Genomic DNA, 25,947 nt, shown 5'->3' with positions numbered 1-25,947 from the left:
GGCCCAATCGCTGGCAAGGCCAGCGATGCTTTTCAGCCTCTTACAATCTGATTCTTGCCCTGGCGCTTGGCCTGGTACATGGCCGCATCCGCCCGGGCGAACAGGCTGTCCAGCGACTCATCTTCTTCAGTAATCCCGGTCAGCCCCTGGCTCACCGTCACTCCAAATACCTTGTCGTCATGGCTGAAGCTCAAGCGCTGGATCTCGCGTTGCAGGCGTTCGGCAATCTGCTGGGCGATCTCTGGGGTGCAACCCGGAAACACTGCGGCGAATTCTTCACCGCCAATGCGCCCGAACTGATCACCACGGCGCAACACCGCCTTGCCGGTGTCGGCGATGCGCTGCAGCACATAGTCGCCTTCCTGATGGCCGTAGGTGTCGTTGATCTGCTTGAAGTCATCGATGTCGAGCAGCAGGAAGGATAACGGCGTCTGCTCCAGTCGCGCGGTTTCGAAAGCGTGCTGGGCGCACTCGAAAAAGTGCCGGCGGTTGCTGCTCTGGGTCAGGACGTCGGTGGTGGCCAGGCGCTGCAGCTCGCCTTCGAGCTGCTTCTTTTCGGTGATGTCCTCGGCCATGCCAACGATGATCACCCGCTGGCTGGGGTCGGCTTGCTGGTTGATGAAGCATTTGTCGCTGATCCAGCGCACCTGGCCGTCGGCGGCGATGATGCGGTATTCGCGGTCTTCCACTGCGCCTTTGACCAGCACTTCGGCCAGGCTGCGTTCGGCGTAGTCGAGGTCGTCGGGGTAGATGCTGTCGCGCCACTCATTGAAGTCGGCCAGCAGCAGGCCGGCCGGGCGGCCAAAAATGCGCTCGTAGGCGGGGCTGACGTAAAGCACCTGGCGGCTTTCCCAGTCGAAGGCCCAGAGCACGGCGTTAACGCTGTCGAGCAACGAGCTGAACAGCTGTTCACGCTCGCTCAGGCGCGCGACTTCGCCTTGGGCGTGCATCAGGGCCAGCAGGGTCTGGGCGGCTTCAGGTGGCGGATTGCAGGCCAGGGTTGTTGGTTTGTTCTTGACCATTTGCGCGGAAATTCTCACGACGGGGGCGTGCGGCCACGACCCGGCCCGCCACGCGGGCGATATGCCTGTCAGAGTGAGATTAGGCGGCTAAGTTCCGGTCGGCGCGCCGCGGGACGGGCGCGCCGATCAACGGCATCAGGCCAGGGCAGGGCGCAGCGAGTAGGTCTTGAGCTGGGTGGCGAAGTCGCGCAGCGACTGGATACCGCTGGCTTCGGCCTCGTGCACCCAGTCTTTCATGGCCGCGAGCATGTCGTGGCCGTTGGCGCTGGTACGTACCCAGATTTGCTGCAGGGCCAGGCGTTTTTCGTAGATGGTCTTGAGTGCCTGGCTGTGCTCGAGCATGGTCTGGATGCGCAGGTGATGACGGTCTTCCAGCAGGCTGGTCTCCCGCGACAGCAAGCGCTTGGCGCGGCGGAACTGGTGGCGCACCGAGTCGTCGACGCGGGCCAGCTCCTGCTTGACCAGCGGCGCGATCACCAGCTTGCGGTACTGGGCCATGATCTGGAAGCGGTTGTTGAGGATCGCCATGGCGGTGTCCATGTCCAGCTGCCCCTTGCCTTCGACCCGGTGGGCGATGGGCGCGACGCGCTGCACCTTGGCCAGGCGCAGCCAGCAGAACAGCTTGATCCAGGCCCAGCCCATGTCAAACTCCCAACGCTTGACCGAGAGCTTGGCCGAGTTGGGGTAGGTGTGGTGGTTGTTGTGCAGTTCTTCACCACCAATGATGATGCCCCAGGGCACCAGGTTGGTGGCGGCGTCGCGGCATTCGAAGTTGCGATAGCCGACCGCATGGCCCAGACCGTTGACCACGCCGGCGGCCCAGAACGGAATCCACATCATCTGCACCGCCCAGATGGTGATGCCGGCGGTGCCGAACAGCAGCAGGTCGATCACCGCCATGAGGGCGATGCCGCCAAGCTTGTAGCGGCTATAGAGGTTGCGTTCGATCCAGTCTTCCGGGCAGTTCTTGCCGTAGATACGCAAGGTTTCCGGGTTCTGTGCCTCTTCGCGGTACAGCTCGGCGCCCTTGCGCAGCACCGTGGACAGGCCTTTGATCACCGGGCTGTGCGGGTCATCGACGGTTTCGCATTTGGCGTGGTGCTTGCGGTGGATGGCAGTCCACTCGCGGGTGTTCTGCGCCGTGGTCAGCCACAGCCAGAAACGGAAAAAGTGCTTGAGCCCGGCGTTGAGTTCCAGCGAGCGGTGGGCAGAGTAACGGTGCAGGTAAACGGTGACACTGACGATGGTCACATGCGTCATTACCAGGGTAACTGCCAGCAATTGCCACACTGACAAGTTGAGCAAACCTTCGTACCACATAGGCTAAATGGCCCTCAAAAACATAGGGAACAGCGGGAAACATTATCCCTGCGCCAGCAAATAAAACCAGTCGGCCTTTTAGATAGGAGGTCACCGGATGTTTCTACCCTATAATCCCCCACAAATTTTTGTGGGTTTGCCCGGGACCTTATGTCTGCTTCCATTCGAGACGCCATGCGCATGGCGGCGCTCTACCTCGTGCTGTCGGTACTGTGGCTGGCTCTGTCTGATCAATTATTGAACAGTCTTTTCGATGCTCCCGAGCAAATCGCCCGCTGGCAACTGATCAGCGCGCACTTCTGGGTGCTGTGCAGCGCCTTGCTGATTTTTGTCTCGCGCGCCCGTTTGCTCAACTTCATTGGCGTCGGCGTGCGCTTGCGCCGCGAGGACCGCGAGCGCCTGCGCATGGCGGCGGCGGTGTTCGACAGCACCCTTGAAGGGGTATTGGTCACCGACCGCGATGGCCTGATCGTGCACGTCAACCGGGCGTTCATGCAGATCACCGGCTACGACAAGGACGAAGTGCTCGGCCAGCGCCCGAGCAAGTTCAAGTCCGGCCGCCACGGTGCGGCGTTCTACCAGCAGATCTACGCCACCCTGGCCGAAAAGGGTGAGTGGAGCGGCGAGATCTGGAACCGGCGCAAAAGCGGCGAGGTGTATCCGCAATGGCAGACCATCTGCGCCATCAGCGATGACAGCGGCGAGTTGAGCCATTACGTTGCGGTATTCAGCGACATCAGCGCGATCAAGCATTCCGAGCGCGAGCTGGCCTATCTTGCCCATCACGATCCGCTCACCGACCTGCCCAACCGCCTGCTGTTCAACGACCGCACCCAGCAGGCCCTGGCCGCAGCGCAGAGCAACAAGCGCGGTTGCGCCTTGCTGCTGCTCGACCTCGATCATTTCCAGAGCATCAACGACAGCCTCGGTCACAACATCGGCGACCAGTTGCTCAAGGTGGTCGGCGAGCGCTTGAAGGCGCTGCTGGGCAACGGCGTGACCCTGGCGCGCCTGGGCGGTGACGAGTTCGCCGTGCTCGCCGAGAACTGCCCGCAGGTCGGCCAGGCCGCGGCCTTGGCCCAGAGCATCATCGACGGCATGAAGGCGCCGTTCGAAGTCGACCGCCAGCGCCTGTTCATCAGCGTCAGCATCGGCATCAGCCTGTTCCCCAGCGACGCCCTGAGCGCCGAGCAATTGCTGCGCAATGCCGACTCGGCGCTGTTCAAGGCCAAAACCTGCGGGCGCGCCGGTTATGCGCTGTACACCGAGGAGCTGACCGCCCATGCCCAGCAGCGGGTCGAAACCGCTGGCGAGCTGCGCCGGGCTCTGGAGCAGGAAGAACTGCGGGTCTATTACCAGCCGGTGCACGACCTGTTCAGCAGCAAGATGATTGGCGTCGAGGCCCTGGTGCGCTGGCAGCATCCACAGCGTGGGCTGGTGCCGCCCGGGGAGTTCATCCCGATTGCCGAACGCACCGGGCTGATTGCCGATATCGACACCTGGGTGCTGCGCCAGGCCTGCCTGCAGATGGTTAAGTGGCAGGCCGAGGGGCGGGCACTGGAGTTTGTCGCGGTGAATATTTCCAGTCGTCTGTTTGGCCATCGCGACCTCTACCAGCAAGTCGCTCAGGTACTCCACGATACGGCGCTGGACCCGGCCCTGCTGGAGCTGGAAGTGACCGAAAGCGCGGTAATGGAAGACCCCGAGGTGGCGCTCGAGCAACTGCACCGCTTGCGTGAACTGGGCTTGCGCCTGGCCATCGATGACTTTGGCACCGGTTACTCGTCGCTGCTGCGGCTCAAGCGCCTGCCGGTGCAGAAGCTCAAGATCGACCAGGGCTTTGTCGCCGGCTTGCCTTGTGATGAAGACGATGTGGCGATCGTCCGGGTGATCATCGCCCTGGCCCGAAGCATGGGCATGCTGGTGCATGCCGAGGGTATCGAGCAGGCCGAGCAGGCGCGTTTTCTGCTGGAGCAGCAATGCCAGCTGGGTCAGGGCTACTGGTTTGGCAGGCCGGTGCCGGCGCAGCAATTGCGCTGGGCTTGAGGGCCCTATCGCGGGGCAAGCCCGCTCCTACAAGTGCAGGTGCGGCGGGGCGGCGATCCGACTTGTCCCGCGAAACTCTATTTCAGTTATATAAAAATTCTTAAATAGTATTTTTAAGAATATTCGCGCCCCCCTAAGATTGCCCTCAAGCCAGGCGCAGTCGCTCCCCTTCACGCACTGCACGGCACCCATATCACAGGAGCACGAGCATGAGCGCATCTCTGCGTAGCGTTGACGGTCAGGACGAAGCCACCATTCTGCGCGAAATCCAGAGCGCCCTGCGCGACCTGCGGTTTGGCGCGGTGGAAATCACCGTGCACAACGCCCAGGTCGTCCAGATCGAACGCAAGGAAAAGTTCCGCCTGCAGAACCCCGGCAACAAGCCCAGCTGATTACCGCGCCACCTAATTAGAAAAATACGCCAATCGGGAGCTTCACCATGTCCATCCGCCGTTATGCCCTGGCTGCACTCGCCAGCGCCGTTTTTGCCGGTTCCGCAATCGCCAAGGACTACGAACTGCTGAACGTGTCCTATGATCCGACCCGCGAGTTGTATCAGCAGTACAACGCCGAGTTCATCAAGCACTGGCAGCAGGCTCACCCGGACGACAAGGTGAAGATCCAGCAGTCCCACGGCGGTTCGGGCAAGCAGGCCCGTGCGGTGATCGACGGCCTGCGTGCCGACGTGGTGACCCTGGCCCTGGCCGGCGACATCGACGAAGTGGCCAAGCTCGGCAAGACCCTGCCGGACAACTGGCAGACCCGCCTGCCGGACGCCAGCACCCCGTACACCTCGACCATCGTCTTCCTGGTGCGCAAGGGCAACCCGAAAGGCATCAAGGACTGGGGCGACCTGATCAAGAAGGACGTCTCGGTCATTACCCCGAACCCGAAAACTTCCGGCGGCGCCCGCTGGAACTTCCTCGCCGCCTGGGCCTACGGCCTGAAAGCCGGTGGCAGCGAAGCCAAGGCCCAGGAGTACGTGAAAGAGCTGTTCAAGCACGTACCGGTCCTGGACACCGGCGCCCGTGGCTCGACCATCACCTTCGTCAACAACGGTCAGGGTGACGTGTTGCTGGCCTGGGAAAACGAAGCCTTCCTGGCCCTCAAGGAAGACGGTGGCGCCGACAAGTTCGACATCGTCGTGCCGTCGCTGTCGATCCTTGCCGAACCGCCAGTGGCGGTGGTCGACAAGAACGCGCAGAAAAAGGGCAACGAGCAGATCGCCGAGGCGTACCTCAAGCACCTGTACAGCCCGGCCGGGCAGAAGATCGCGGCCGAGAACTTCTACCGTCCGCGTGATCCGCAAGTGGCCGCCGAATACGCCAAGCAGTTCCCTAAACTGGACCTGGTGACTATCGACAAAGACTTCGGTGGCTGGAAAACTGCCCAACCCAAGTTCTTCAACGATGGTGGCGTGTTCGACCAGATCTACACGGCGCAGTGATGCCCGGCAGGATAATCGCCGTTCAGTAGCCAGCATGGGCCCGGGATTCGTCCCGGGCTTCGTGCGTTCAACCAGGGACCTTTATGTCACGTCGTATTTCCCCCGTCATACCCGGCTTCGGGCTGACGCTGGGCTACACCTTGGTGTACCTCAGCCTGATTGTGCTGATACCGCTGGCCGCCATGTTCATACATGCCGCCCAGCTCACCTGGGAGCAGTTCTGGGCCATCGTCAGTGCCCCGCGGGTGCTTGCGGCGCTGAAGCTGAGCTTCGGCACTGCCCTCTACGCTGCCATCATCAACGGCATCATCGGCACCCTGCTGGCCTGGGTGCTGGTGCGCTACACCTTTCCCGGGCGCAAGATCATCGATGCGATGATCGACCTGCCGTTCGCCCTGCCTACTGCGGTTGCCGGCATTGCCTTGACCGCGCTGTACGCACCAGCCGGCCTGGTCGGCCAGTTCGCCACCGACCTCGGTTTCAAGATCGCCTACACCCCCTTGGGCATCACCCTGGCGCTGACTTTCGTGACCCTGCCGTTCGTGGTGCGCACGGTGCAGCCGGTGCTGGCCGACATTCCCCGTGAAGTCGAAGAGGCCGCCGCCTGCCTGGGCGCCAAGCCGCTGCAGGTGTTCCGCTACGTGCTGGCGCCGGCGCTGTTGCCGGCCTGGCTGACCGGCTTTGCCCTGGCCTTTGCCCGTGGCGTTGGCGAGTACGGTTCGGTGATCTTCATTGCCGGCAACATGCCGATGAAGACCGAAATCCTGCCGCTGCTGATCATGGTCAAGCTCGACCAGTACGACTACACCGGCGCCACCGCCATCGGCGTGTTGATGCTGGTGGTTTCCTTCATCCTGTTGCTGCTGATCAACTTGCTGCAGCGGCGCATCGAAACCCCTTGAAGGAGGCCACGTCCATGTCTGCGACTTCTATTGGCGCGGCCGCTTCGGCCAATGCCGCCCGCCGTGGCAGCGCCACTTCACGGCGTATCCTGATCAGCCTTGGCTGGTTGATCTTCGCCCTGTTCCTGCTGCTGCCGCTGGTGATCGTGGTGTCCCAGGGCCTGAAAATGGGCCTGGGCACGTTCTTCGAGGCGATCTTCGAGCCCGACGCCCTGTCGGCGTTGAAGCTGACCCTGATCGCCGTGGCCATCTCGGTGCCGCTGAACCTGGTGTTCGGGGTCAGCGCTGCCTGGTGTGTGAGCAAATACAACTTCCGTGGCAAGAGCATCCTGGTCACGCTGATCGACCTGCCCTTCTCGGTGTCGCCGGTGATCGCGGGCCTGGTCTATGTGTTGATGTTCGGCGCCCAGGGCCTGTTCGGGCCGTGGTTGCAGGACCATGACATCCAGATCGTCTTCGCCTTGCCGGGTATCGTTCTGGCGACCATCTTCGTCACCGTGCCGTTTGTGGCCCGTGAACTGATCCCGCTGATGCAGGAGCAGGGCACCCAGGAAGAGGAGGCCGCGCGCCTGCTCGGCGCCAACGGCTGGCAGATGTTCTGGCACGTGACCCTGCCCAACATCAAATGGGGCCTGATCTACGGCGTGGTGCTGTGTACCGCGCGGGCGATGGGCGAGTTCGGTGCGGTGTCGGTGGTGTCCGGTCATATTCGCGGGGTCACCAACACCTTGCCGCTGCACGTCGAGATTCTCTACAACGAATACAACCACGTTGCGGCCTTCAGCGTCGCCAGCCTGTTGCTGATCCTGGCGCTCTTCATCCTGCTGCTCAAGCAGTGGAGCGAGTCCCGTATTAACCGTCTGCGCCATAACGCGGCGGAGGAATAATTCATGTCGATCGAAGTTCGTAACGTCAGCAAGCGCTTCAACGCTTTCCAGGCTCTGGACAGCATCAACCTGGATATCCACAGCGGCGAGCTGGTGGCTTTGCTCGGCCCGTCCGGCTGCGGCAAGACCACCCTGCTGCGGATCATCGCCGGGCTGGAAACCCCCGACCAGGGCAGCATCGTCTTCCACGGCGAAGATGTCTCGGGCCACGATGTGCGTGATCGCAACGTCGGTTTCGTGTTCCAGCACTACGCGCTGTTTCGCCACATGAGCGTGTTCGACAACGTCGCCTTCGGCCTGCGCATGAAGCCCAAGGGCGAGCGCCCGAACGAAAGCAAGATTGCCGAGAAGGTCCACGAGCTGCTGAACATGGTCCAGCTCGACTGGCTCAGCGACCGTTACCCGGAGCAACTGTCGGGCGGCCAGCGCCAGCGTATCGCCCTGGCCCGCGCCCTGGCGGTGGAGCCCAAGGTACTGCTGCTCGACGAGCCGTTCGGTGCCCTGGATGCCAAGGTACGCAAAGAGCTGCGCCGCTGGCTGGCGCGCCTGCACGAAGACATTAACCTGACCTCGGTGTTCGTTACCCACGACCAGGAAGAGGCCATGGAAGTCGCCGACCGTATCGTGGTGATGAACAAGGGCGTGATCGAGCAGATCGGCTCGCCGGGCGAGGTCTACGAGAACCCGGCCAGCGACTTCGTTTATCACTTCCTTGGCGATTCCAACCGCCTGCACCTGAGCGAAGGCCAGCACGTGATGTTCCGCCCGCATGAAGTGTCGCTGTCGCGCCATGAAATTGAAGGCCATCACGCGGCGCAGGTGCGCGATATCCGTCCGCTGGGGGCGACGACCCGGGTGACCTTGAAGGTCGAAGGGCAGAGCGAGCTGATCGAGGCCGAAGTGGTCAAGGACCATGACAGCCTGAGCGGTCTGGCGCGTGGCGAGACCTTGTTCTTCAAGCCCAAGGTCTGGCAGAAAGTGGCCAATATCTGAGGGCCTCATCGCGGGGCAAGCCCGCTCCCACAGGTACTGCATACACTGAACCCTGTGGGAGCTGGCTTGCCAGCGATGGGCTGCAAAGCAGCCCCTACCACACCCCGATCTTCACCACGCTGTCCTCGCGCGGTTCGCCATAGCGAAACCACTGCCCACGCCGCTCGATCTCGGCATGGCTGATGGTGGTCCGCCGCTTCAAGCCCCTCAGCCATTCGAACAGATAACCCTGGTGGGCCTCGCGCACGCTGGCATAGGCCGGGTCCGCACCCAGGTCGTGCAGCTCCTGCGGGTCGTTGAGCAGGTCGAACAGTTGCGCGCGAAAGCCGTCATAGGCCAGGTACTTCCAGCGCTCGCTGCGCACCATGGTCATCCGGCAACGGTCGATCGGCTGGCCCAGGCGCTCGCGGGCCGGGGCCTGGAAGGCGTAGTCGTATTCGGCGATGGCATAGCTGCGCCAGGCGCTGGCGGTGCCATGCAACAGCGGAATCAGCGAACGCCCCTCCAGCCGATGCTCGGCACTCGGCAGCCCCAGCGCGTCGAGGAAGGTCGGCAGCGCATCGATGGTCTCAACCAATCGCTCATCCACCGTGCCGCGGCTGACATCCGCCGCCGCCCGTGGATCACGCACAATCAGCGGTACGCCCACCGCAGGCTCTAGCAAAAACTCCTTTTCGCCCAGGCCATGGTCGCCGAGAAAATCACCGTGATCACTGGTGAACACGATCAGGGTGTCGTCCCAGCGGCCATTGCTTTGCAGCACATCGAACAGGCGCCCGAGCTGGTCGTCGATCTGTTTGATCAGGCCCATGTAGGTGGGGATCACTTTCAGGCGCACTTCTTCGCGAGAGAAGTTGAGGCTTTCCTGGTGCTGGCGGAACGCGGCATACACCGGATGGTCGTTGCCTGGCTGAACAGCTATCGGCGCCTGCACCTGGCTGGCGTTGTACAGCGCGTGGTAAGGCGCCGGGGCGATGTAGGGCCAGTGCGGCTTGATGTACGACAGGTGCAGGCACCAGGGCTGCTCGCCCTGGGCCTGGATGAAGTCGATGGCGCGGTCGGTGCTGTAGACCGTCTCGGAGTGCTGCTCGGGCAGGCGTGTGGGCAGGTCGGCGTTGCGCATGTGCCAGCCGCTGAGAATTTCACCGTTTTCGCCTGCGGCGGCATTGGCCCAGCTGTGCCAGGGGTTGTCGCCGGTAAAGCCGTGGTCGCGCAGGTAGCGGGTGTAGGGCGCGCTTTCGCGCTTGTCGGCGAACAGCGGGTCGTCGGGGAAGATGCCATCGTGGCGGGCAACCGGTTCGAACCCCACCTCGTTGAGCTGCTCGGCCATCAGCGGGTCGATGGCCAGCTGTTGCAAGGCGTCCTGGTTCGGCGTGGCGTGGGTCTTGCCCACCAGCGCGGTGCGGATGCCGGCAGGGCGCAGGTAGTCACCGAGGGTCAGTTCATCCAGCGGCAGCGGCACGCCGTTCCAGGCCACCTGGTGGCTGCTGACATAACGCCCGGTGTAGGCCGACATCCGCGACGGGCCGCAGATGGTGCCCTGGGTGTAGGCGCGGCTGAAGCGCACCCCGGCGGCGGCCAGGCGGTCGATGTTCGGCGTGTGCAGATGGCGGTGGCCATAGCACGAGAGGTAATCGCGACGCAGTTGGTCGCACATGATGTACAGCACGTTGCGCACGGCAGTGGGGTGGGGCATGGCAGTCACCTGGGCAGATTTCAGCTGACTGTTTTCGCCGCCCGGGGCGCGCATCACAAGCGCATTTGCCGAATGCAGTCGATGCGTTTTGCGCAATGGCTCAGATCGCCAGTTGCTCCAGGTTGCAGGCGTCGAGGGCGCGGTCGGCCTGATCAGTGAGGATGATCTGTTCGATCATCGCCTCGGCCAGCGGCGACAGGCGCAGGCGCGCCTGGCTGACGATGCCGTAGCGGGTGTAGAGCTCTTCGCAGTCGTCACTCAGACCGTCGATGCTCAGCCGCACCAGTTTGCCGTTGGCGTTGTGCAGGGCGTCGCTGTAGGCGCCGCAGATGCCGATGGCATCGGAATTGAGCACCACCCCAAGCAGGCTGTAGCTGTTTTCGCATTCGACATTGGCGACGAAATCCGGGCGGCCGCTGAGGTCGGCGATTACCTTGCGCAGGTTGGGTGGGCGCAGGGTGACGGCCAAGGGGTAGTGCAACAGTTGCTCGGCGCTGACGCTCGATAGCGCCGCCAGCGGGTGCCCGGCGCGGCAGCAAAAATGCCAGCGTCGAGGCCGCAGGCGCAGGGTCTGGTATTGCGGGTCGGCCTCGAAGCTGCGGGTGTCGGCGACGAAGAATTCGAACTCCTCGGCCAGCAGGCGCTTGTTCAGGCTCTGCCAGTCATCGACCTGAAACTGCACCCGCGCCTTGGGGTAGCGGCCGATGAAGCCGCCAATCGCCCGTGGCACCAGGCCCGCGGCGGGCGCCGGGCCGCAGCCGAAGCGCAGTTCGCCGGCTTCCAGGCCATTGAACTGGCTGATCTCGTTGCTCAACTGGCGCGCGCCGCTGATCAGCCGGCGCGCGTGTTCGAGCACCACCAGGCCCTGCTTGGTCGGTGGCAGTTCTTTGTGTGAGCGGTCCACCAACTGGAAGCCGGCGCTGTGCTCCAGGGCCTGGATGCTGCGGCTGAAGGCCGATTGCGAGAGGTTCACCGCGGTCGCCGCGGCGACGAAGCTGCGGTGCTCGGCAAGGGCAATCAGGTGGCGGAGTTGGCGCAGGTCTATATGCATTTTTCACATAAAAAGTATCGGGCAAACGCATTTGCTCTGCCTCTGGTGCACTCCTTATAAAGGCAATCTCTTATGCAGTAAATGTATGTCGAATCATAAATAAATAACTTAAAGGAATATAAATTCCTTTGCCAGGAGCCGCCCATGAGCCCGACCCTTCGCGCTGCACCCTTGTCTTCACGGCGGCTCCAGCGCCTGCCCCTGGCCTTGCTGCTGGCTGGCAGCGCGCACTGGTTGCCGGCTCAGGCCGCCGACTCGGCAAAGCCTGAGGTCAAGGCCAGCGACAGCCAGCTCAAGACCGTCACCGTCACCGCCCGGCGCCGCGAAGAGAGCGCCCAGGAGGTGCCGACGCCGATCAGTGTGCTTGACGGCCAGGCCCTGGAAAGCCAGCGGGTGTATCGCATTCAGGACCTGCAGCAGCTGGTGCCCAGCGTCAACGTCGCCTACATGCACGCGCGCCAGTCCAGCGTGTCGATTCGCGGCCTGGGCAACAACCCGGCCAGCGACGGCCTGGAAGGCAGCGTCGGCCTGTACCTGGACAACGTCTACCTCGGCCGCCCGGGCATGGCCGTGTTCGACCTCATGGACATCGAGCAACTGGAAGTGCTGCGTGGCCCGCAGGGCACACTGTTCGGCAAGAACACCACCGCTGGGGTGATCAACATCAGCACCCGCGCGCCAAGCTTCACCCCCGAGCGCAGCATCGAAACCTCGGTGGGCGAGGATGGCTACTTGCAGACCAAGGGCACCTTGTCCGGGCCCTTGAGCGAGACCCTGGCCGGGCGCATTTCGGCCTACCGCACGCGCAACGATGGCGACATCAAGAACGAATTCGACGGCCACACCCTCAACGGCGGTTCGCGCCAGGGCTTTCGCGGCCAGCTGCTGTACAAGCCCAACGAGCAGTTCAACCTGCGCTGGATCGGCGACTACAACGAAGAAGATTCCAGCGCCGGCACTCGCCTGCTGTACAGCACCGGGCCGACCATCAATGGCGTCAACCGCTATGAAGCGCGGGCCCAGGCGGCCGGGGCGACGCTGGTCGATGGCAGCAAGCGCAAGGTCAACCTCGATGACGATCAGCAGGTCACGGTGTTCCAGGGCGGGACTTCCCTGGAAGCCAACTGGACCCTGGACAACGACTTCACCCTGACCTCGGTAAGCGCCTACCGCTGGTGGGACTTCACCCCGCGCAACGATGATGGCCTGAACGTGCCGGCGGCCTACAACGCCGGGGTGTCGGTGCGTGATAAACAGTACTCGCAGGAATTTCGCCTGGCCTCGCCAACCGGCGGCTTCTTCGACTATGTACTGGGTGCCTATTACTTCGGCTCCGACCTGGACAACAAATCCTTCGTCCATTACGGGCCCCAGGCGGATATCTGGAACGGTACGCCTACCGGGGCGCTGGCCAATGTCAGCAGCGTCGGCAAGGGTCATATCAAGACTGACAGCTTTGCCCTGTTCGCCCAGGGCACCTGGCACCTGACCGAGCGCCTGGACTTCACCGCCGGGGTACGCGGCACCTATGAGGAGAAAAGCGCCTGGGTCGATCGCGCCGCGCCCGTCGGTGGTGCGGCGGTTGCAGGCGCTGCGGCAACCGCGCGCCAGGGCCGGGTGGGTGCTTATGACTCGGGCGACCTCAACCAGTACAGCACCAGCCCTTCGGGCTTGCTCAACCTGAGTTATCGCTTTACCGATGACCTGCTCGGCTACGCCACCTTGTCCCACGGCGAGAAGTCCGGTGGCGTCAACCTGGCGGTCGGTACCGCACCGGTTGCCGGCGCCGACTCGCTGCTGATCGGCACCGAGCGCGCCAACAACGCCGAGCTGGGCTTGAAGAGCACCCTCTGGGACCGTCGCCTGCAGCTCAACGCCAACCTGTTCTGGACCGAGGTGCACGGCTACCAGACCAACGCCTACGACGACGCCAACCGCGTGCAATACCTGACCAACGCTGGCTCCGTGCGCTCACGCGGGGTGGAGCTGGAAAGCACGCTGATCCCGGTACGTGGCCTGACCCTGAACATCAACGGCTCCTACAACGACGTGCGGTATCTGTCTTACAAGGATGCCCCGTGCGCGCCGGAAGTCGCCCTGCAACCGGGGGCACCGGCGGCCTGCGACCTCAGTGGCCACCAGGTAGTCGGTGCGTCGAAATGGATCGCCAACGCCAACGGCCAGTACCAGTGGGATCTGGACAACGGCCTGCAACCTTACGTCACCGCCAGTTACGCCTTCCGCTCCAAGGCCGTAGGCACGGTCGAGGACTCGGACTTCGCGCAGATCCCCAGCTACGCCGTGGTTAACCTCTCCACCGGCTTGCGTGGCGACCTTGGCCTGGGCCAGTGGGATGTCTCGCTGTGGCTGAAGAACGCTTTCGACAAAACCTACTACACCACCCTCTGGAGCGCGGCCAACGGCGGTTATGAAGGCTTGCTCGGCACCCCGCGGACCTTGGGTGTGACCGGCCGCTACGACTTCTGAAACGGTGTTTTTCGATGCCTTTGGCGAATATTTTTCATGCCCTGCAGGCATGGCGTTTCAGGGCGTTGGCGCCAGCCCTTGAAGGGCGCGGCTTAGAGCGGTTCAGCTAATTCGTATATGTATTTTGGTTCTATTCATAACTTTAAAAATTACTTTAAGACATAAGTAACAGAAGTTGATGATCCACCCCAGCGAAGGCAATTGACCTGCCTTCGACGAAACGCACTCACGTCCCAGGAGTTGATCAATGGGTAATGTCCAGACCGCCGCCAGTGCTCACGATGTGCTTTGGCGCCAGTCGCCGAGCGGCGAGCTGGTCGACCTCGGTCGCCCGCTGCGGTTGCCGCTGGCGCAGTTGCGTCTGCAAAGCACGCCGAAAAGCGCGCTGAGCCGTCGGGAGAAGATTCTGCTCGGGGTGTTTGCCCTGGCCTTGCACGGTGCGCTGGCGTACTGGGTGAGCCAGGCGCCGACCCCGGTGTTGCCGGTGGTGCCGCCGGAAATCCCGCCGATGACCATCGAGTTTTCCCAGCCAGCGCCGCCGGCCGTCGAGCCGCCTCCGCCACCGCCACCGGCAGTGGTCGAGCCGCCGCCACCGGTGGTTGATGAGCTGGCCGCCAAACCTGCGCCCAAGCCGGTACCCAAGCCCAAGCCGAAACCTGTGCCTAAACCGGTACCCAAGCCTGCGCCCAAGGCGGTCGAGCAACCGCCCGTACCGCCACAACCGGCAGCACCACCAGCGCCCCCGGCTCCGCCGGCACCAGCGCCGGTGACCCCGGCTTCGGCCAACGCCGCGTACCTGAAGAACCCGGCGCCGGAGTACCCGTCGCTGGCCCAGCGTCGCGGCTGGGAAGGCACGGTGTTGTTGCGGGTGCGGGTACTGGCCAGCGGCAAGCCGGGTGACATCCAGATTCAGAAAAGCAGTGGCCGCCAGCAGCTCGACGACGCCGCCCTGGCTGCGGTCAAGCGTTGGAGCTTCGTCCCGGCCAAGCAGGGCGACGTGGCCCAGGACGGCTGGGTCAGCGTACCCATCGACTTCAAGATCCGCTAATTCGCGCTAACAGAAGAGAGTATTGATCATGACTGTATTGGTATCCCCCCTCGAATCCATCGAAAGCGCGGTGATCTGGCTGCTGGTGGGCTTCTCCGTCGTCACCTGGGGCCTGGCCCTGGTCAAGGGCGTGCAGTTCGTTCGCCTGAAGAACCAGGACAAACGCTTTCACAAACAATTCTGGGCGGCTTCAAGCCTGGATTCCGCTGCCGAGCTCAGCCATGCACAACCCGGCGCCGCAGCCCGGGTCGCCCAGGCCGGTTACGCCGCTATCGCGGTCGGCGAGCCAGGCCAGCAAGCCAGCGACCTGAGCCAGGCGATCAACCATCAGGACCGCCTCGAACGTGCCCTTCGCCAGCAGATCGTGCGTGAGCGTCGGTCGCTGGAAACCGGCCTGGCGGTAGTCGCCAGTATCGGCAGCACCTCGCCCTTCATCGGCCTGTTCGGCACTGTCTGGGGCATCATGGAAGCGCTCAAGGGCATCAGTGCCGCAGGTTCGGCGAGCCTGGAAACCGTGGCCGGGCCGATCGGTGCGGCGCTGGTCGCCACTGGTGTCGGTATTGCCGTCGCGGTGCCGGCGGTGCTGGTCTACAACTACTTCCTGCGCCGCCTGAAGCTGACCGCCGCCGACCTCGATGACTTTGCCCACGACTTCTACAGCCTGGCGCAGAAGAGCGCGTTCCGGGTACTGGTGCACCCGACTGCCTACAAGGCCGCCGCTGGCCAGCACACCCAGAAAGTGAAGGAGGCATCCTGATATGGCCTTCTCGACCCAGGACAGTGACGAAGTACTCAGCGAGATCAACGTGACGCCGCTGGTGGACGTGATGCTGGTGCTGCTGGTGGTGTTCATCGTTACCGCGCCACTGCTGACCAACGCCATCCCGATCAACTTGCCCAAGACCGAGGCCGTGGCTCCGGTGGAACAGAAGGATCCGCTGGTGGTGAGCATCGACGGCGGCGGCAAGCTGTTTATCAACAAGGACGAGATCCAGCCGGATCTGCTGGAAACCAACCTGCAGGCGGCCAAGGCCAAAGACCCGGAACTGCGCGTACAGCTGCAGGCCGACGATGGCGTCAATTATGGGGAGGTGGCGCGCGCCATGGCCTCGATCGAACGTGCCGGTATCACCAAGTTGTCGGTGATCACCGCCCGCTGAGCAACATCTCTCAGGCAATGCTTCAGGGACCGGTCCTTCGGCAGGGGGTGGTCCCTTTTTTTATGGAAAATTTATATTTTGGTTATTAATAAATAGCTTCTTATTCCTTTACGAATATAACCACCTCCCTATACTTGGCCTCATGCACGCAAACGCAGCAGGAGGCGTCCCATGCGCAACGAGTCGATCCGTTACCTGATTGTGCCGGGCTGGCAAGGTTCGCCAGACGAGCATTGGCAAACCCACTGGCAGCAGGTGCTGCCCAACAGCGCCCGGGTCGAGCAGGCCGACTGGTTGAACCCGCAGCGCCAGGACTGGGTCGCAACTCTCGAGCAGGCGGTGGCCGCCGATGAGTCGCCGGTGATCCTGATCGCCCACAGCCTGGGTTGCATCACCGTTGCCCATTGGGCCGCGCAAGCCAGCGCTACCCTGTTGCGCCGGGTACGCGGTGCCTTGCTGGTGGCGCCGGCCGACGTTGAGCGGCCGACCTGTGCGCCGGCACTGCGCAACTTTGCACCGATTCCACAGCTGCTGCTGCCGTTCCCAAGCCAGGTGGTCAGCTCCGACAACGACCCGGCTGTCAGTGCCCCGCGGGCCATGCAGCTGGCCCGTGCCTGGGGCGCCGAAACGGGCTTCCTCGCAGGTGCCGGGCATATCAACGTCAAGTCCGGGCACCGTCGCTGGGAGCAGGGCTTCGCTTACCTGTACCGCCTGCAGAACCGTCTCGAACAGCACGCTCTACGCCGCGCCTGAGCTTCAGGCGCTGACCATTTGCCTTGATTCGAACGCCCGGCCGGAAAGCGCCAAGGGCGGGAGTTTGCCATGAGTAATCACGACACCTTCGGCCAGCCTTTGTTGACGTTTCCCGAGCTGGACAAGAGCCCGCTGAGCATCCGCGCCAAGGCGCTGGTGTTCGTCGATCCGCGGTCGCGGCAATTGCGCGAAGAGCTCGAGCTGCTAGCGCCCCTGGCCCTGCCAGTGCTGATCCGCGGCGAAACCGGGACTGGCAAGGAATTGCTGGCCCGCCAGATTCATCGCGCCAGTGATCGCGGCGGCTTGTTTGTTTCGGTCAACTGCGGGGCGATCAGCCCGACCTATGCCGACGCCGAGTTGTTTGGCTACAGCGCCGGTGCCCACAGCGGCGCGGCCAGCAGCCGGGCCGGATGGTTCGGCTCGGCCAACGGCGGCACCCTGTACCTGGACGAAATCGCCGACCTGCCGCTGCCGATCCAGATCAAGCTGCTCTCGGCGCTGGAAAACCGCGAAGTCACCCGCGTCGGTGCCCAGCAACCAAACCCGGTGGACGTGCGCCTGGTCGCCGCCTCGAGCATCGACCTGGCCGAGGCGGTGAGCGCCGGCAAGTTCCACGACCGCCTGTACCACTACCTGCGCGAAGGCCAGCTGGAGCTGCCGGCCTTGCGTGAACGGGTCGGCGATATCCTGCCGTTGGCCGAGTATTTCGTTGGTATCTATAGCCCGCGCCTGAACCTGCCGGTGCCGTTGATCAGCGAAGCGGCGCAGCGGGTATTGGAGCTGCACAGCTGGCCGGGCAATACCCGTGAGCTTGAGAACGTCATTCACTTTGCCCTGCTGGTCAGCAGCGGTGAAGAAATCCTCCCCGAGCATTTGAACCTGCCGACACCCTTGAGCGCTCTGGCCAGCCAGCTGGAGCAGCTTCTGAGCCTTGGTGAGCCGGGTGAGCGCAGTGCTCTGCAACAATTGCTGGAGAAGACTCTGTTGCGTCTGACGCAACCCGCTGCCTGATGCCATGTATGGGGTGCATGGCGGTGTCCGTTGAAAATGGCATAAGCAGCAAAATAAAAGATATTGTTCTGGTATAAAAAATCTAGGTATTGTCCGCTTCAAGCCAGCTAGCAAAGTGCTGGCAACCCCCATCTTCGCCGTCGCCCGATGGCCATGTATTCGAATAAGGACTGCGCATGAAAAAGGCTCTGTTGTTGACTGCTCTGGCGGCCGCTCTGTCGGTTGCAGGTTTTGCCCAGGCGGGCGAGAAGCTGGTAGTTGCCGCTACCCCGGTACCGCACGCGGAAATCCTCGAGCTGATCAAGCCGACCCTGGCCAAGGAAGGTGTGGACCTGGAGATCAAGGTATTCACCGACTATGTGCAGCCTAACGTGCAGGTCGACCAGAAGCGCCTGGACGCCAACTACTTCCAGACCCTGCCGTACCTGAAGAACTTCAACGAAGGCAAAGGCACCCACCTGGAAACCGTGATCGGCGTGCACGTCGAACCCTTCGGCGGCTACTCGAAGAAGGTCAAGAGCCTGAGCGAACTGAAGGAAGGCGCTACCGTTGCCATTCCTAACGAAGGCAGCAACAGCGGTCGTGCCCTGCTGCTGTTGCAGAAGGCTGGCCTGATCACCCTGAAGGATCCGAAGAACGCCCTGGCGACCCCGAAAGACATCGCCGAGAACCCGAAGAAGCTGAAGTTCCGCGAGCTTGAATCGGCCATGCTGCCGCGTGTGCTCGATCAGGTCGACCTGGACATGATCAACACCAACTACGCCCTGGAAGCCGGCCTGAACCCGGCCAAGGACGCCCTGGTGATCGAAGGCGCCGACTCGCCGTACGTGAACTTCCTGGTGGCCCGTCCGGACAACAAGAACAGCGACGCCATCCAGAAGCTGGCCAAGGCCCTGACCAGCCCTGAAGTGAAGACCTTCATCGAGAAGAAATACAGCGGCGCGGTACTGCCGGCGTTCTAAGAGGCTACACACACACACATCCTGTGGGAGCGGGCTTGCCCCGCGATGCGATCTACCAGTCAAATCGCATCGCGGGTCAACCTTGCTCCCACAGTGCTTTCAATTCCCCGCATTGACCGCCCGGCGCAATGCCGTCAGCCACTTGATCAGTTCTTTTGCATCGAGAGTGGGGGCGCTATTCATCCTTTGTCTTCCTTGTTGGTGTGATGGGTCGACAGCGCTTGGATGGCATTTTCAGCAGAAAGATCCCGTCACCGCCAAGGATTTCGCAGGTTAGCTGTTTGGGTGATATCAATATGCAATAAAGGTATTTAAAGAAATATTTTTATACCTTTAGAGTCTACCTATTGTGCTCACCCGCACTGACAACCCCTGTGTAGAGCCGCCCGTTTACCCTCGGGCCGGTCCGAGATCCTGTCCATGTCGCATCGTCATCGTCTGCCGAGGCTCACTCCATGAGCTTCGACTTCGCCTTTATCCTTAGCACATTGCCAGCCTTTCTCAAGGCGGTGGGCGTCACACTGCAAGTCGGCCTGATCGCCATCGGTACTTCGCTGCTGGTGGCGCTGGTCAACGCCGCGATTCTGGTTTACCGCACGCCGTACCTGCAGCGCCTGGTCAAACTCTACGTGGAGCTGGCGCGCAACACGCCGCTGCTGATCCAGCTGTTCTTCGTTTATTTCGCCTTGCCGGAGCTGGGCCTGAAGATTTCCGGCTTCGCTGCGGCGATCATCACCATGACCTTCCTCGGCGGCGCCTACCTGACCGAGGTGCTGCGCGCCGGCGTCGAGGCGGTGCCGGTGGCGCAACTGGAGTCCGGGCGCTCGATCGGCCTGTCGGAAGGCCAGCTGCTGCGCCATGTGATCCTGCCCCAGGCAGGCATCCTCAGCTTGCCGGCGCTGTTCGCCAATTTCATCTTTTTGCTCAAGGAAACCACCGTGGTGTCGGCGGTGGCGGTGCCAGAGATCCTCTACACCACCAAGAGCTACATCGCCCTGTATTACAAGACTTACGAGATGCTCGCGGTGCTGACGCTGATTTGCGTGCTGCTGTTCCTGCCTTTGTCGCTGCTGCTCAGCCGCCTGGAACGGAGGCTGCAACATGGCCAGTTCGGGTCTTGAGTTGTTGCTGGTGTCTTTGCCGCAACTGGGCAAGGGCGCTGCGCAAACCCTGGCGATTTCGGCGCTGAGCATCCTCTTTGCCACCCTCGGCGGCGTGCTCTACGGCGTGCTGGCGACCTTGGGCAAACGCAGTGTGAACCTGCTGCTGCGCATCTACCTGGAGCTGTTTCGGGCGATTCCGGTGCTGGTCTGGTTGTACCTGCTGTTCTTCGGCCTGCCGATTTTCTTTGCCGTGAGCATCCCAAGCTTCTGGTGTGCGGTGCTGGTGCTGTCGTTGTGGGGCGCCAGCGAAGTCGGCGAGGTGGTGCGCGGTGCGCTGCAGTCGTTGCCGCGCGGGCAGCGTGAAGCGGGGCTGTCGATCGGCCTGTCCGGTGTGCAGTTGTACGGCTACGTGCTGCTGCCCCAGGCGCTCAAGCGCATGACCCCGCCGACCATCAACATCTACACGCGGATCATCAAGACCAGCTCGCTGGCCGTGCTGATCGGCGTGGTCGATGTGATCAAGGTCGGCCAGCAGATCATCGAACGCACCTACGAGTCGGTGCTGATCTACGGCGCGCTGTTCCTGTTCTTCTTCTTCATTTGCTACCCGCTGTCAGCCGCCTCGCGTGCGCTGGAGCGTCGCTGGACACACGCATGAGCGCACTGATCGAGTTCAAGGGCTTCAATAAATTCTTCGGCGAGCAGCAGGTGCTCGACCACGTCGACCTGCAGGTGCGCAGCGGTGAAGTGGTGGTGATCCTCGGCCCCAGCGGCTGCGGCAAGAGCACTTTGCTGCGTTGCCTCAATGGCTTGGAAAGCGCCCACAGCGGCAGCCTGCGCCTGGCCGGTGAAGAGCTGCTGACGCCTGGCACCGACTGGCGCCAAGTGCGCCAGCAGGTCGGCATGGTGTTCCAGAGTTATCACCTGTTCGGCCACATGAGCGTGATCGACAACCTGCTGCTCGGCCCGCTCAAGGTGCAAAAGCGCGAGCGCCGCGAGGCCCAGGCCCAGGCCGAAGCCCTGCTGGCCCGGGTTGGCCTGCTGGACAAGCGCGACGCCTTCCCGCGCCAGCTTTCCGGGGGCCAGCAGCAACGCATCGCCATCGTCCGCTCGCTGTGCATGAACCCGCAAGTGATGCTGTTCGATGAAGTCACCGCGGCGCTCGACCCGGAAATGGTCAAGGAAGTGCTGCAGGTAATCCAGGGCCTGGCGCGCGACGGCATGACCCTGCTCATCGTCACCCATGAAATGGCCTTCGCCCGCGCGGTGGCCGACCGCATCGTGTTCATGGAGGCCGGCAGGATCCTTGAACAGCGCGACCCAGAGAGCTTCTTTACGAACCCGCAGAGCGCACGCGCGCAGCAGTTCCTGGAGAAATTCTCCTTTGTTGAAAGCCTGCCCAAAACACCCGCAAAGGAATTGTCATGAAAACTGCCAAGACGTCGAAACTGCTGTTGTCCCTACTCGGCCTGGCCTTGCTGGCCGGCTGCAACAAGGCTGAAGAACCGGGCAAGCCGGCCGCCGCTGGCGCCGCCCCAGCCACCAGCTACCTAGAAACCATCAAGGCCCGCGACAAGCTGATCGTCGGCGTCTTCACCGACAAGCCGCCATTCGGCTTTGTCGATGAGGCCGGGCGCTATGTCGGTTTTGATACCGACATCGGCCGCCAGTTTGCCAAGGACCTGCTCGGCGACGAGAACAAGGTCGAGTTCGTGGCGGTCGAGCCTGCCAGCCGTATTCCGTTCCTGCAAAGCGACAAGGTCGACCTGATCCTGGCCAACATGACCGTGACCCCGGAGCGCAAGGAAGCGGTGGAGTTCACCAACCCCAACCTGCGGGTTGCCGTGCAGGCCCTGGTGCCGGAAGGCAGCAGCGTGAAAAAACTCGATGACCTGGCCGACAAGACCACCATCGTCACCACCGGCACCACCGCTGATATCTGGCTGACCAAGAACCATCCGGACTGGAAGCTGCTCAAGTTCGAGAAGAACACCGAGTCGCTGCAGGCCCTGGCCAGTGGTCGTGGTGATGCCTATGCCCAGGACAACCTGATCCTGTTCAGCTGGTCGAAACAGAACCCGGGCTACCGCGTGCTGGAAGAAAAACTCGGTGAGGAAGCGCCGATTGCACCGGCGGTGAAGAAGGGCAATATCGAGCTGCGCGACTGGGTCAACGCCGAACTGGCGCGCCTGGGCGAGCAGAAGTACCTGCTCAAGCTGTATGACCAGTATGTGCGCAAGGAACTGAGCGATGACACCAAGCCTGAGAGCGTGATTGTCGAAGGCGGTAACTGGCAGGGCTGACCCTTTGGGGCTGCTGGCGCAGCCCATCGCCGGCAAGGCCGGCTCCCACAATGAACTTGTGTCCATCGGACCTGTGGGAGCTGGCGTTGCCAGCGATGCAAGGCGCAGCCTTGCTAATTCCGGGGCACGAGCTTCAAGGTGCTTTGCGCCGGAATCACCCCCATCTGGGCCTTGTGGTAGCGGCCCTCGATATAGTCCTTGGCCTGGTCGCCATAGTGGCGGTCAAACAACACCCCGCTTTGCCCGACCGGGTTGATGGTCAGTGCCTGGCCGGCATCGGCAAAGTCGATCAGGCGCCGGGTCGATGGCCCATAGGTCACCGGCCATGGCGCCGGGCCGATTTTCGCCGACAGGTTGTTGGGCACTTCATGGCTGCCCGGCGCGGCAAACGGGCCAACGTTGAACAACAGGTTGAGCGGCTTCTGCAGCCCCAGCGGATGGTTGTGGGTCAGGGTATGTGCCTTGCCCCATTGCCAGCCGGCCGGGTCGTTGCCGAAGGTCTCGCGCAGGTGCGCCAGGGTGTTGCCCCAGGCCTGCCTCACCGCTGCGGTGCGATCGCCTTGCTCGCTGCTGCCCTGTTTGCCCCACCAGGGTGAACTGGCGTCGGCCGCCAGGCGCGGCAGCGCGGCGTCGATGGCGCGGGTGCTGATCAGGGTCTGGAACCAGGTGTCGCCCAGCTCGTCGTGCAGCGCCGTGTAGGCCAGTTCGTAGAGGAACTGGTTGAACAGCGTGGCACTGACCGAGTCCACCGGATAGTCACCATTCCACGCCGCCAGTTGCTCGACCAGTTCCTTCTCCTGATCGCCCTCGGCCACTTCGCGCAGCACTGCTAGTAGCGGCGCCAGGGTGCGCGGGCCGTAATCGGTGGCGGTGTCCAGTTGCAGCGCCTGGCTGTTTTGCTGGTCCCACTTGATCTGCGGGTCGGCCAGGTGCTGGTTCAGGCGCTGGCCACGGTCGGCCAGGTTGTAATAGCCCGGCACCGGTATGTTCGCTGGCGGCTGGAAGTTGGCCGAGACGATGTAGCCGCTGGCCGGGTTCTGCGCCTGCGGGTTGGCGCTGAAAGGATAAAAACCGAGCTTGTCGGCCTGCGCCGTACTGCCATCGAGAATGAAGCCCGGGTTGACTCCGGCAGGGCGAATCGGCAACTGCGCCGCCGCCCACCAGCCGATATCGCCACGGGCGTTGGCCCAGATCAGGTTGAGCCCGGGTGCCTGGATCTTCGCCGCCGCGGCGCGCATCTTGTCGAGGGTGTCGGCACGGTTGACCTGGTAGAAGCCATCGAGGATCGGGTTCTCGGTCTCCAGGAACGCCCACCACACGGCAATCGGCGTCGGGCCCGCCATGTCGCCCAGCACCGTGTTGACGATCGGCCCGTGGGGCGAGCGGCGCAGGGTGATGTCCACCGGCGCCTCGTTCTTCACTGCGATCTGTTCATGGGTCTGGCTCAGGGTTTGCCACTGGCCGTTGATCTTGACCTGCTCGGGGTTGTCGGGGTTGACCTGTTCGGCGATCAGGTCGACGTCATCGTTCTGGAACATGGTCAGGCTCCAGCCGAAGTCGCGATTGTGCCCGAGCGATGCGAAGGGATTGAGCGCCTGGTGATAGCCATAGAGGTTGAAGCCGGGCGCGCTCAGTTCCGCCTCGTACCACACCGATGGCACGGCGAAACTGATATGCGGGTCGCCGGCCAGCAGCGGCTTGCCGCTGCGCGTGCGGCTGCCGGCAATGGCCCAGGCATTGCTGCCTTCGTACTGGGGAATGCCGGCATCGCCCAGGGCTTGCTGGCTGAGCTGCGCAAGCTGCTGCAGGCTTTGCCAGTCGCTGGCGGCCAGGGCTGGCGTGCTGGCCAGGGCGCCTTGCGGGTTCCAGTCGAGGTCGAAGATTTTCAGGTAGTCGGCGCCCAGCTGGTCACGGATATAGGTCAGCGCAGGCTCGGTGCGGAACGCTGCGGCAAAGCTGTAGGCCATGTAGCCGGCGATGCTGATGGTGTCCTGGGCGGTAAAGGGCCGTGGCGAGATGCCCAGCACGTCGAACTCCATCGGCTTGGGATGGCTGTCCTGCCAGGCGTTGACGCCCTCAAGGTAGGCCTGCAGGGCCAGCCAGGCGGGCGAGGTTTTGTCCTGGCGTTCGACGTAAAGCTCGGCCTGCTCGCGAATGCGCAGGCTGCGGAACAGGGTGTCGGTAGCGACCAGTTTGCTGCCAAGGATCTCGGCCAGCTCGCCACGGGCCAGTCGGCGGATGATCTCCATCTGGAACAGGCGATCCTGGGCATGCACATAGCCCAGGGCACGGTACAGGTCGGCCTCGTTCTGCGCCTGGATATGTGGCACGCCGCGGGCGTCGTAGCGCACATTGACCGGTGCCTGCAGGCTGCTCAGGGTAACCTCGCCCTGGCGTTGCGGCAGCTTGCCGTGCACGTACCAGTAACCGCCGCCGGCGGCCGCGGCGATGACCACGGCGAGGAAGGTCAGGCTGCGCTTCATCGTGACTCCTTGTGCTTTTTAGCGGATCGTGTGGTCCGATCATCGAGGTAAAGTCGGACAGAGGATAGCCCCAAAGGAGGGAAGATGAGTCTCAGTGAAAAGCAGAAGATGCTCAGCGGCCAGCTCTATCACGCCAGCTGCCCGCAGCTGCAGGCCGAACAGATCGCCAACAAGCACTGGATGCAGCGCTACAACAACAGCGCCGAGCTGCTCAATGAGCAGCGCCATGGTTTGCTGGTCGAGCATTTCGGCAAGGTCGGTGACGGCGCGGTGATTCGCCCACCGTTCTATTGCGACTACGGCTACAACATCAGTGTCGGCGCCAATGTGTTCATGAACTTCAACTGCGTGATCCTCGACGTCACCCCGGTAAGTATCGGCGATGACTGCCAGATCGGCCCGGCGGTGCAGATCTACACCGCCGACCACCCGCTGGACCCGGCGCTACGCCGCAGCGGCCTGGAAAGCGGGCGGCCGGTGAAGATCGGCAACAACGTTTGGATCGGCGGCGGCGCGATCATCCTGCCGGGGGTGACGGTGGGCGACAACGCGGTGATCGGCGCCGGCAGCGTGGTCACCCGCGATGTGCCGGCGGGTGCCACCGTGGTGGGCAACCCTGCGCGGGTGCGCTAGGGCTGCCAGGGGCAGTAGCAGCCCACCGCCATGGTGTGCGTGGCGCTGACGGCGCGGCCCTGGCTCAGGGCGAGCAGGATCGGCTCGATGAAGCTGTTGCTGGAGTTGCAGGTGGCGCCTTCGCTGTAGGGGCCGAAGTAGGCCAGTTGGCCGTTGCGGTCCCAGATCGCCACGCCGGGGGTGGCCGGCAGGTGTTCGGCGCCGGGCAGCTCGCCCAGCGGTTTGAGCGCACTGAGGGTGGCAGGCAGTTGGCCGCGGGTGCCGGGTTTTTGCACCACGTAGAACTCCACGCCTTGGGGGGCGAAGTGCTCGATCAGCTCGCCCAGGTGCTGCTGGTTGCCGACGTTGCACGGGCAGGCCGGGTCCCAGAAGTGCACCAGGCGGATCGGGCCGGGGCCGGCAATGCCCGCCGGCAGTTGCAGGCGGTCGCCGGAGAACAGCGCGGTCTGATTGTCGAAGGTGCGCAGGTAGCGGCTCTGAAAACTGTCGTAGGCCCACCACAGGCCGGCGCCGCAGAGGGCGGCGAGCAACAGGCCAGGCAGGGTACGCAGGGGCGAGCGGGGCATGTCGGCAATATCCGAAAAAAGTCGCCTAGCTTGCCATGCCGGCGGCGACAGATGAATATCACAGGTCAATAACC

The 25,947-nt window shown here is 63.1% G+C and carries 24 protein-coding genes; 18 read left to right on the top strand and 6 right to left on the bottom strand.

From position 1 onward, the window contains the following. Positions 1-32: 32 nt before the first annotated feature. Together ACIOVF_RS08675 and desA are read right to left on the bottom strand one after the other, a co-directional pair. Positions 33-1,022, bottom strand: a complete 990-nt coding sequence (locus tag ACIOVF_RS08675; protein WP_195885417.1) for a sensor domain-containing diguanylate cyclase — start codon at positions 1,020-1,022, stop codon at positions 33-35. Positions 1,023-1,157: 135 nt separating this feature from the next. Next, positions 1,158-2,342, bottom strand: a complete 1,185-nt coding sequence (desA, locus tag ACIOVF_RS08670) for a delta-9 fatty acid desaturase DesA (RefSeq protein ID WP_401288809.1) — start codon at positions 2,340-2,342, stop codon at positions 1,158-1,160. A gap of 150 nt (positions 2,343-2,492) precedes the next feature. Here desA and dibA point away from each other — a divergent pair, with 150 nt between their 5' ends. The 6 genes from dibA to ACIOVF_RS08640 all read left to right on the top strand — a co-directional run bounded on the left by dibA (position 2,493) and on the right by ACIOVF_RS08640 (position 8,617). Then, entirely contained in the window at positions 2,493-4,388 is a 1,896-nt protein-coding gene (gene dibA, locus ACIOVF_RS08665; protein WP_213602765.1) for a phosphodiesterase DibA, read from the top strand. A 209-nt stretch (positions 4,389-4,597) separates the two neighbouring features. Continuing rightward, positions 4,598-4,780, top strand: a complete 183-nt coding sequence (oscA, locus tag ACIOVF_RS08660) for a sulfur starvation response protein OscA (protein ID WP_007941032.1) — start codon at positions 4,598-4,600, stop codon at positions 4,778-4,780. A 47-nt stretch (positions 4,781-4,827) separates the two neighbouring features. Continuing rightward, positions 4,828-5,835 carry a sulfate ABC transporter substrate-binding protein gene (locus ACIOVF_RS08655; protein ID WP_258716131.1) on the top strand — a complete coding sequence of 336 codons (1,008 nt, stop codon included), beginning with the start codon at positions 4,828-4,830 and terminating at the stop codon, positions 5,833-5,835. A gap of 83 nt (positions 5,836-5,918) precedes the next feature. Next, positions 5,919-6,737 carry a sulfate ABC transporter permease subunit CysT gene (gene cysT, locus ACIOVF_RS08650; protein ID WP_010222098.1) on the top strand — a complete coding sequence of 273 codons (819 nt, stop codon included), beginning with the start codon at positions 5,919-5,921 and terminating at the stop codon, positions 6,735-6,737. Between the two features lie 14 nt (positions 6,738-6,751). Beyond that, the gene (gene cysW, locus ACIOVF_RS08645; RefSeq protein ID WP_045201758.1) at positions 6,752-7,624 is read left to right on the top strand and encodes a sulfate ABC transporter permease subunit CysW; all 873 of its coding nucleotides are present in this window, start codon (positions 6,752-6,754) and stop codon (positions 7,622-7,624) included. Between the two features lie 3 nt (positions 7,625-7,627). Further along, positions 7,628-8,617, top strand: coding sequence for a sulfate/molybdate ABC transporter ATP-binding protein (locus ACIOVF_RS08640; protein WP_045201760.1), 990 nt, complete (start codon positions 7,628-7,630; stop codon positions 8,615-8,617). Positions 8,618-8,711: 94 nt separating this feature from the next. Here ACIOVF_RS08640 and ACIOVF_RS08635 read toward each other — a convergent pair whose 3' ends face one another. After that, positions 8,712-10,313 (bottom strand): alkaline phosphatase family protein, encoded by a 1,602-nt coding sequence (locus ACIOVF_RS08635; RefSeq protein WP_401288803.1) that lies wholly within the window; start codon positions 10,311-10,313, stop codon positions 8,712-8,714. Between the two features lie 100 nt (positions 10,314-10,413). After that, the gene (locus ACIOVF_RS08630; RefSeq protein WP_401288800.1) at positions 10,414-11,364 is read right to left on the bottom strand and encodes a LysR family transcriptional regulator; all 951 of its coding nucleotides are present in this window, start codon (positions 11,362-11,364) and stop codon (positions 10,414-10,416) included. A 144-nt stretch (positions 11,365-11,508) separates the two neighbouring features. Between ACIOVF_RS08630 and ACIOVF_RS08625 the strand changes: the two genes are divergently transcribed. The 11 genes from ACIOVF_RS08625 to ACIOVF_RS08575 all read left to right on the top strand — a co-directional run bounded on the left by ACIOVF_RS08625 (position 11,509) and on the right by ACIOVF_RS08575 (position 22,191). Beyond that, positions 11,509-13,851, top strand: coding sequence for a TonB-dependent receptor (locus ACIOVF_RS08625; RefSeq protein ID WP_401288797.1), 2,343 nt, complete (start codon positions 11,509-11,511; stop codon positions 13,849-13,851). Between the two features lie 247 nt (positions 13,852-14,098). Beyond that, positions 14,099-14,899: an energy transducer TonB gene (locus tag ACIOVF_RS08620; RefSeq protein ID WP_093377395.1), complete on the top strand. Its 801-nt coding sequence runs from the start codon at positions 14,099-14,101 to the stop codon at positions 14,897-14,899. Positions 14,900-14,927: 28 nt separating this feature from the next. Next, on the top strand, positions 14,928-15,656 hold the full coding sequence (locus ACIOVF_RS08615; protein ID WP_401288794.1) for a MotA/TolQ/ExbB proton channel family protein: 729 nt from the start codon (positions 14,928-14,930) through the stop codon (positions 15,654-15,656). Position 15,657: 1 nt separating this feature from the next. Next, positions 15,658-16,059 carry a biopolymer transporter ExbD gene (locus ACIOVF_RS08610; protein ID WP_045201768.1) on the top strand — a complete coding sequence of 134 codons (402 nt, stop codon included), beginning with the start codon at positions 15,658-15,660 and terminating at the stop codon, positions 16,057-16,059. A gap of 171 nt (positions 16,060-16,230) precedes the next feature. Beyond that, positions 16,231-16,812 (top strand): alpha/beta hydrolase, encoded by a 582-nt coding sequence (locus ACIOVF_RS08605; protein ID WP_045201770.1) that lies wholly within the window; start codon positions 16,231-16,233, stop codon positions 16,810-16,812. Positions 16,813-16,881: 69 nt separating this feature from the next. Next, the gene (locus ACIOVF_RS08600) at positions 16,882-17,823 is read left to right on the top strand and encodes a sigma 54-interacting transcriptional regulator (protein WP_213602761.1); all 942 of its coding nucleotides are present in this window, start codon (positions 16,882-16,884) and stop codon (positions 17,821-17,823) included. Positions 17,824-17,999: 176 nt separating this feature from the next. Continuing rightward, entirely contained in the window at positions 18,000-18,785 is a 786-nt protein-coding gene (locus tag ACIOVF_RS08595; RefSeq protein ID WP_045201774.1) for a MetQ/NlpA family ABC transporter substrate-binding protein, read from the top strand. Positions 18,786-19,240: 455 nt separating this feature from the next. Next, on the top strand, positions 19,241-19,906 hold the full coding sequence (locus ACIOVF_RS08590) for an amino acid ABC transporter permease (protein ID WP_038997719.1): 666 nt from the start codon (positions 19,241-19,243) through the stop codon (positions 19,904-19,906). Then, complete coding sequence (locus ACIOVF_RS08585; protein ID WP_045201778.1) at positions 19,887-20,546, top strand: amino acid ABC transporter permease; 660 nt, start codon at positions 19,887-19,889, stop codon at positions 20,544-20,546. The genes ACIOVF_RS08590 and ACIOVF_RS08585 overlap by 20 nt, the downstream gene beginning before the upstream one ends. Next, positions 20,543-21,316 carry an amino acid ABC transporter ATP-binding protein gene (locus ACIOVF_RS08580; RefSeq protein ID WP_045201779.1) on the top strand — a complete coding sequence of 258 codons (774 nt, stop codon included), beginning with the start codon at positions 20,543-20,545 and terminating at the stop codon, positions 21,314-21,316. Before ACIOVF_RS08585 ends, ACIOVF_RS08580 begins: the two co-directional genes overlap by 4 nt. Further along, positions 21,313-22,191 (top strand): transporter substrate-binding domain-containing protein, encoded by an 879-nt coding sequence (locus tag ACIOVF_RS08575; RefSeq protein ID WP_045201781.1) that lies wholly within the window; start codon positions 21,313-21,315, stop codon positions 22,189-22,191. Before ACIOVF_RS08580 ends, ACIOVF_RS08575 begins: the two co-directional genes overlap by 4 nt. A gap of 113 nt (positions 22,192-22,304) precedes the next feature. On the opposite strand, the gene ACIOVF_RS08570 is transcribed toward ACIOVF_RS08575, so the two are convergent. After that, positions 22,305-24,674, bottom strand: a complete 2,370-nt coding sequence (locus ACIOVF_RS08570) for a penicillin acylase family protein (protein ID WP_195885427.1) — start codon at positions 24,672-24,674, stop codon at positions 22,305-22,307. A gap of 84 nt (positions 24,675-24,758) precedes the next feature. Between ACIOVF_RS08570 and ACIOVF_RS08565 the strand changes: the two genes are divergently transcribed. Further along, positions 24,759-25,307: a sugar O-acetyltransferase gene (locus tag ACIOVF_RS08565; protein WP_045201787.1), complete on the top strand. Its 549-nt coding sequence runs from the start codon at positions 24,759-24,761 to the stop codon at positions 25,305-25,307. On the opposite strand, the gene ACIOVF_RS08560 is transcribed toward ACIOVF_RS08565, so the two are convergent. Next, complete coding sequence (locus ACIOVF_RS08560) at positions 25,304-25,873, bottom strand: DUF6436 domain-containing protein (RefSeq protein WP_401288785.1); 570 nt, start codon at positions 25,871-25,873, stop codon at positions 25,304-25,306. The two genes, ACIOVF_RS08565 and ACIOVF_RS08560, sit on opposite strands and share 4 nt — an antisense overlap. Between the last annotated feature and the right edge of the window lie 74 nt (positions 25,874-25,947).

Origin of the sequence: Pseudomonas sp. NPDC087612, from assembly GCF_044743505.1 — a bacterium.
Taxonomy (GTDB): Bacteria; Pseudomonadota; Gammaproteobacteria; order Pseudomonadales; family Pseudomonadaceae; genus Aquipseudomonas.
This window is presented reverse-complemented; position numbering and strand designations above follow the sequence as displayed.

Coding starts and splice junctions, on each gene's coding strand:
- ACIOVF_RS08675 (WP_195885417.1), bottom strand. CDS start 1,022: ATGGTCAAGAACAAACCAACAACCCTGGCCTGCAATCCGCCACCTGAA.
- desA (WP_401288809.1), bottom strand. CDS start 2,342: ATGTGGTACGAAGGTTTGCTCAACTTGTCAGTGTGGCAATTGCTGGCA.
- dibA (WP_213602765.1), top strand. CDS start 2,493: ATGTCTGCTTCCATTCGAGACGCCATGCGCATGGCGGCGCTCTACCTC.
- oscA (WP_007941032.1), top strand. CDS start 4,598: ATGAGCGCATCTCTGCGTAGCGTTGACGGTCAGGACGAAGCCACCATT.
- ACIOVF_RS08655 (WP_258716131.1), top strand. CDS start 4,828: ATGTCCATCCGCCGTTATGCCCTGGCTGCACTCGCCAGCGCCGTTTTT.
- cysT (WP_010222098.1), top strand. CDS start 5,919: ATGTCACGTCGTATTTCCCCCGTCATACCCGGCTTCGGGCTGACGCTG.
- cysW (WP_045201758.1), top strand. CDS start 6,752: ATGTCTGCGACTTCTATTGGCGCGGCCGCTTCGGCCAATGCCGCCCGC.
- ACIOVF_RS08640 (WP_045201760.1), top strand. CDS start 7,628: ATGTCGATCGAAGTTCGTAACGTCAGCAAGCGCTTCAACGCTTTCCAG.
- ACIOVF_RS08635 (WP_401288803.1), bottom strand. CDS start 10,313: ATGCCCCACCCCACTGCCGTGCGCAACGTGCTGTACATCATGTGCGAC.
- ACIOVF_RS08630 (WP_401288800.1), bottom strand. CDS start 11,364: ATGCATATAGACCTGCGCCAACTCCGCCACCTGATTGCCCTTGCCGAG.
- ACIOVF_RS08625 (WP_401288797.1), top strand. CDS start 11,509: ATGAGCCCGACCCTTCGCGCTGCACCCTTGTCTTCACGGCGGCTCCAG.
- ACIOVF_RS08620 (WP_093377395.1), top strand. CDS start 14,099: ATGGGTAATGTCCAGACCGCCGCCAGTGCTCACGATGTGCTTTGGCGC.
- ACIOVF_RS08615 (WP_401288794.1), top strand. CDS start 14,928: ATGACTGTATTGGTATCCCCCCTCGAATCCATCGAAAGCGCGGTGATC.
- ACIOVF_RS08610 (WP_045201768.1), top strand. CDS start 15,658: ATGGCCTTCTCGACCCAGGACAGTGACGAAGTACTCAGCGAGATCAAC.
- ACIOVF_RS08605 (WP_045201770.1), top strand. CDS start 16,231: ATGCGCAACGAGTCGATCCGTTACCTGATTGTGCCGGGCTGGCAAGGT.
- ACIOVF_RS08600 (WP_213602761.1), top strand. CDS start 16,882: ATGAGTAATCACGACACCTTCGGCCAGCCTTTGTTGACGTTTCCCGAG.
- ACIOVF_RS08595 (WP_045201774.1), top strand. CDS start 18,000: ATGAAAAAGGCTCTGTTGTTGACTGCTCTGGCGGCCGCTCTGTCGGTT.
- ACIOVF_RS08590 (WP_038997719.1), top strand. CDS start 19,241: ATGAGCTTCGACTTCGCCTTTATCCTTAGCACATTGCCAGCCTTTCTC.
- ACIOVF_RS08585 (WP_045201778.1), top strand. CDS start 19,887: ATGGCCAGTTCGGGTCTTGAGTTGTTGCTGGTGTCTTTGCCGCAACTG.
- ACIOVF_RS08580 (WP_045201779.1), top strand. CDS start 20,543: ATGAGCGCACTGATCGAGTTCAAGGGCTTCAATAAATTCTTCGGCGAG.
- ACIOVF_RS08575 (WP_045201781.1), top strand. CDS start 21,313: ATGAAAACTGCCAAGACGTCGAAACTGCTGTTGTCCCTACTCGGCCTG.
- ACIOVF_RS08570 (WP_195885427.1), bottom strand. CDS start 24,674: ATGAAGCGCAGCCTGACCTTCCTCGCCGTGGTCATCGCCGCGGCCGCC.
- ACIOVF_RS08565 (WP_045201787.1), top strand. CDS start 24,759: ATGAGTCTCAGTGAAAAGCAGAAGATGCTCAGCGGCCAGCTCTATCAC.
- ACIOVF_RS08560 (WP_401288785.1), bottom strand. CDS start 25,873: ATGCCCCGCTCGCCCCTGCGTACCCTGCCTGGCCTGTTGCTCGCCGCC.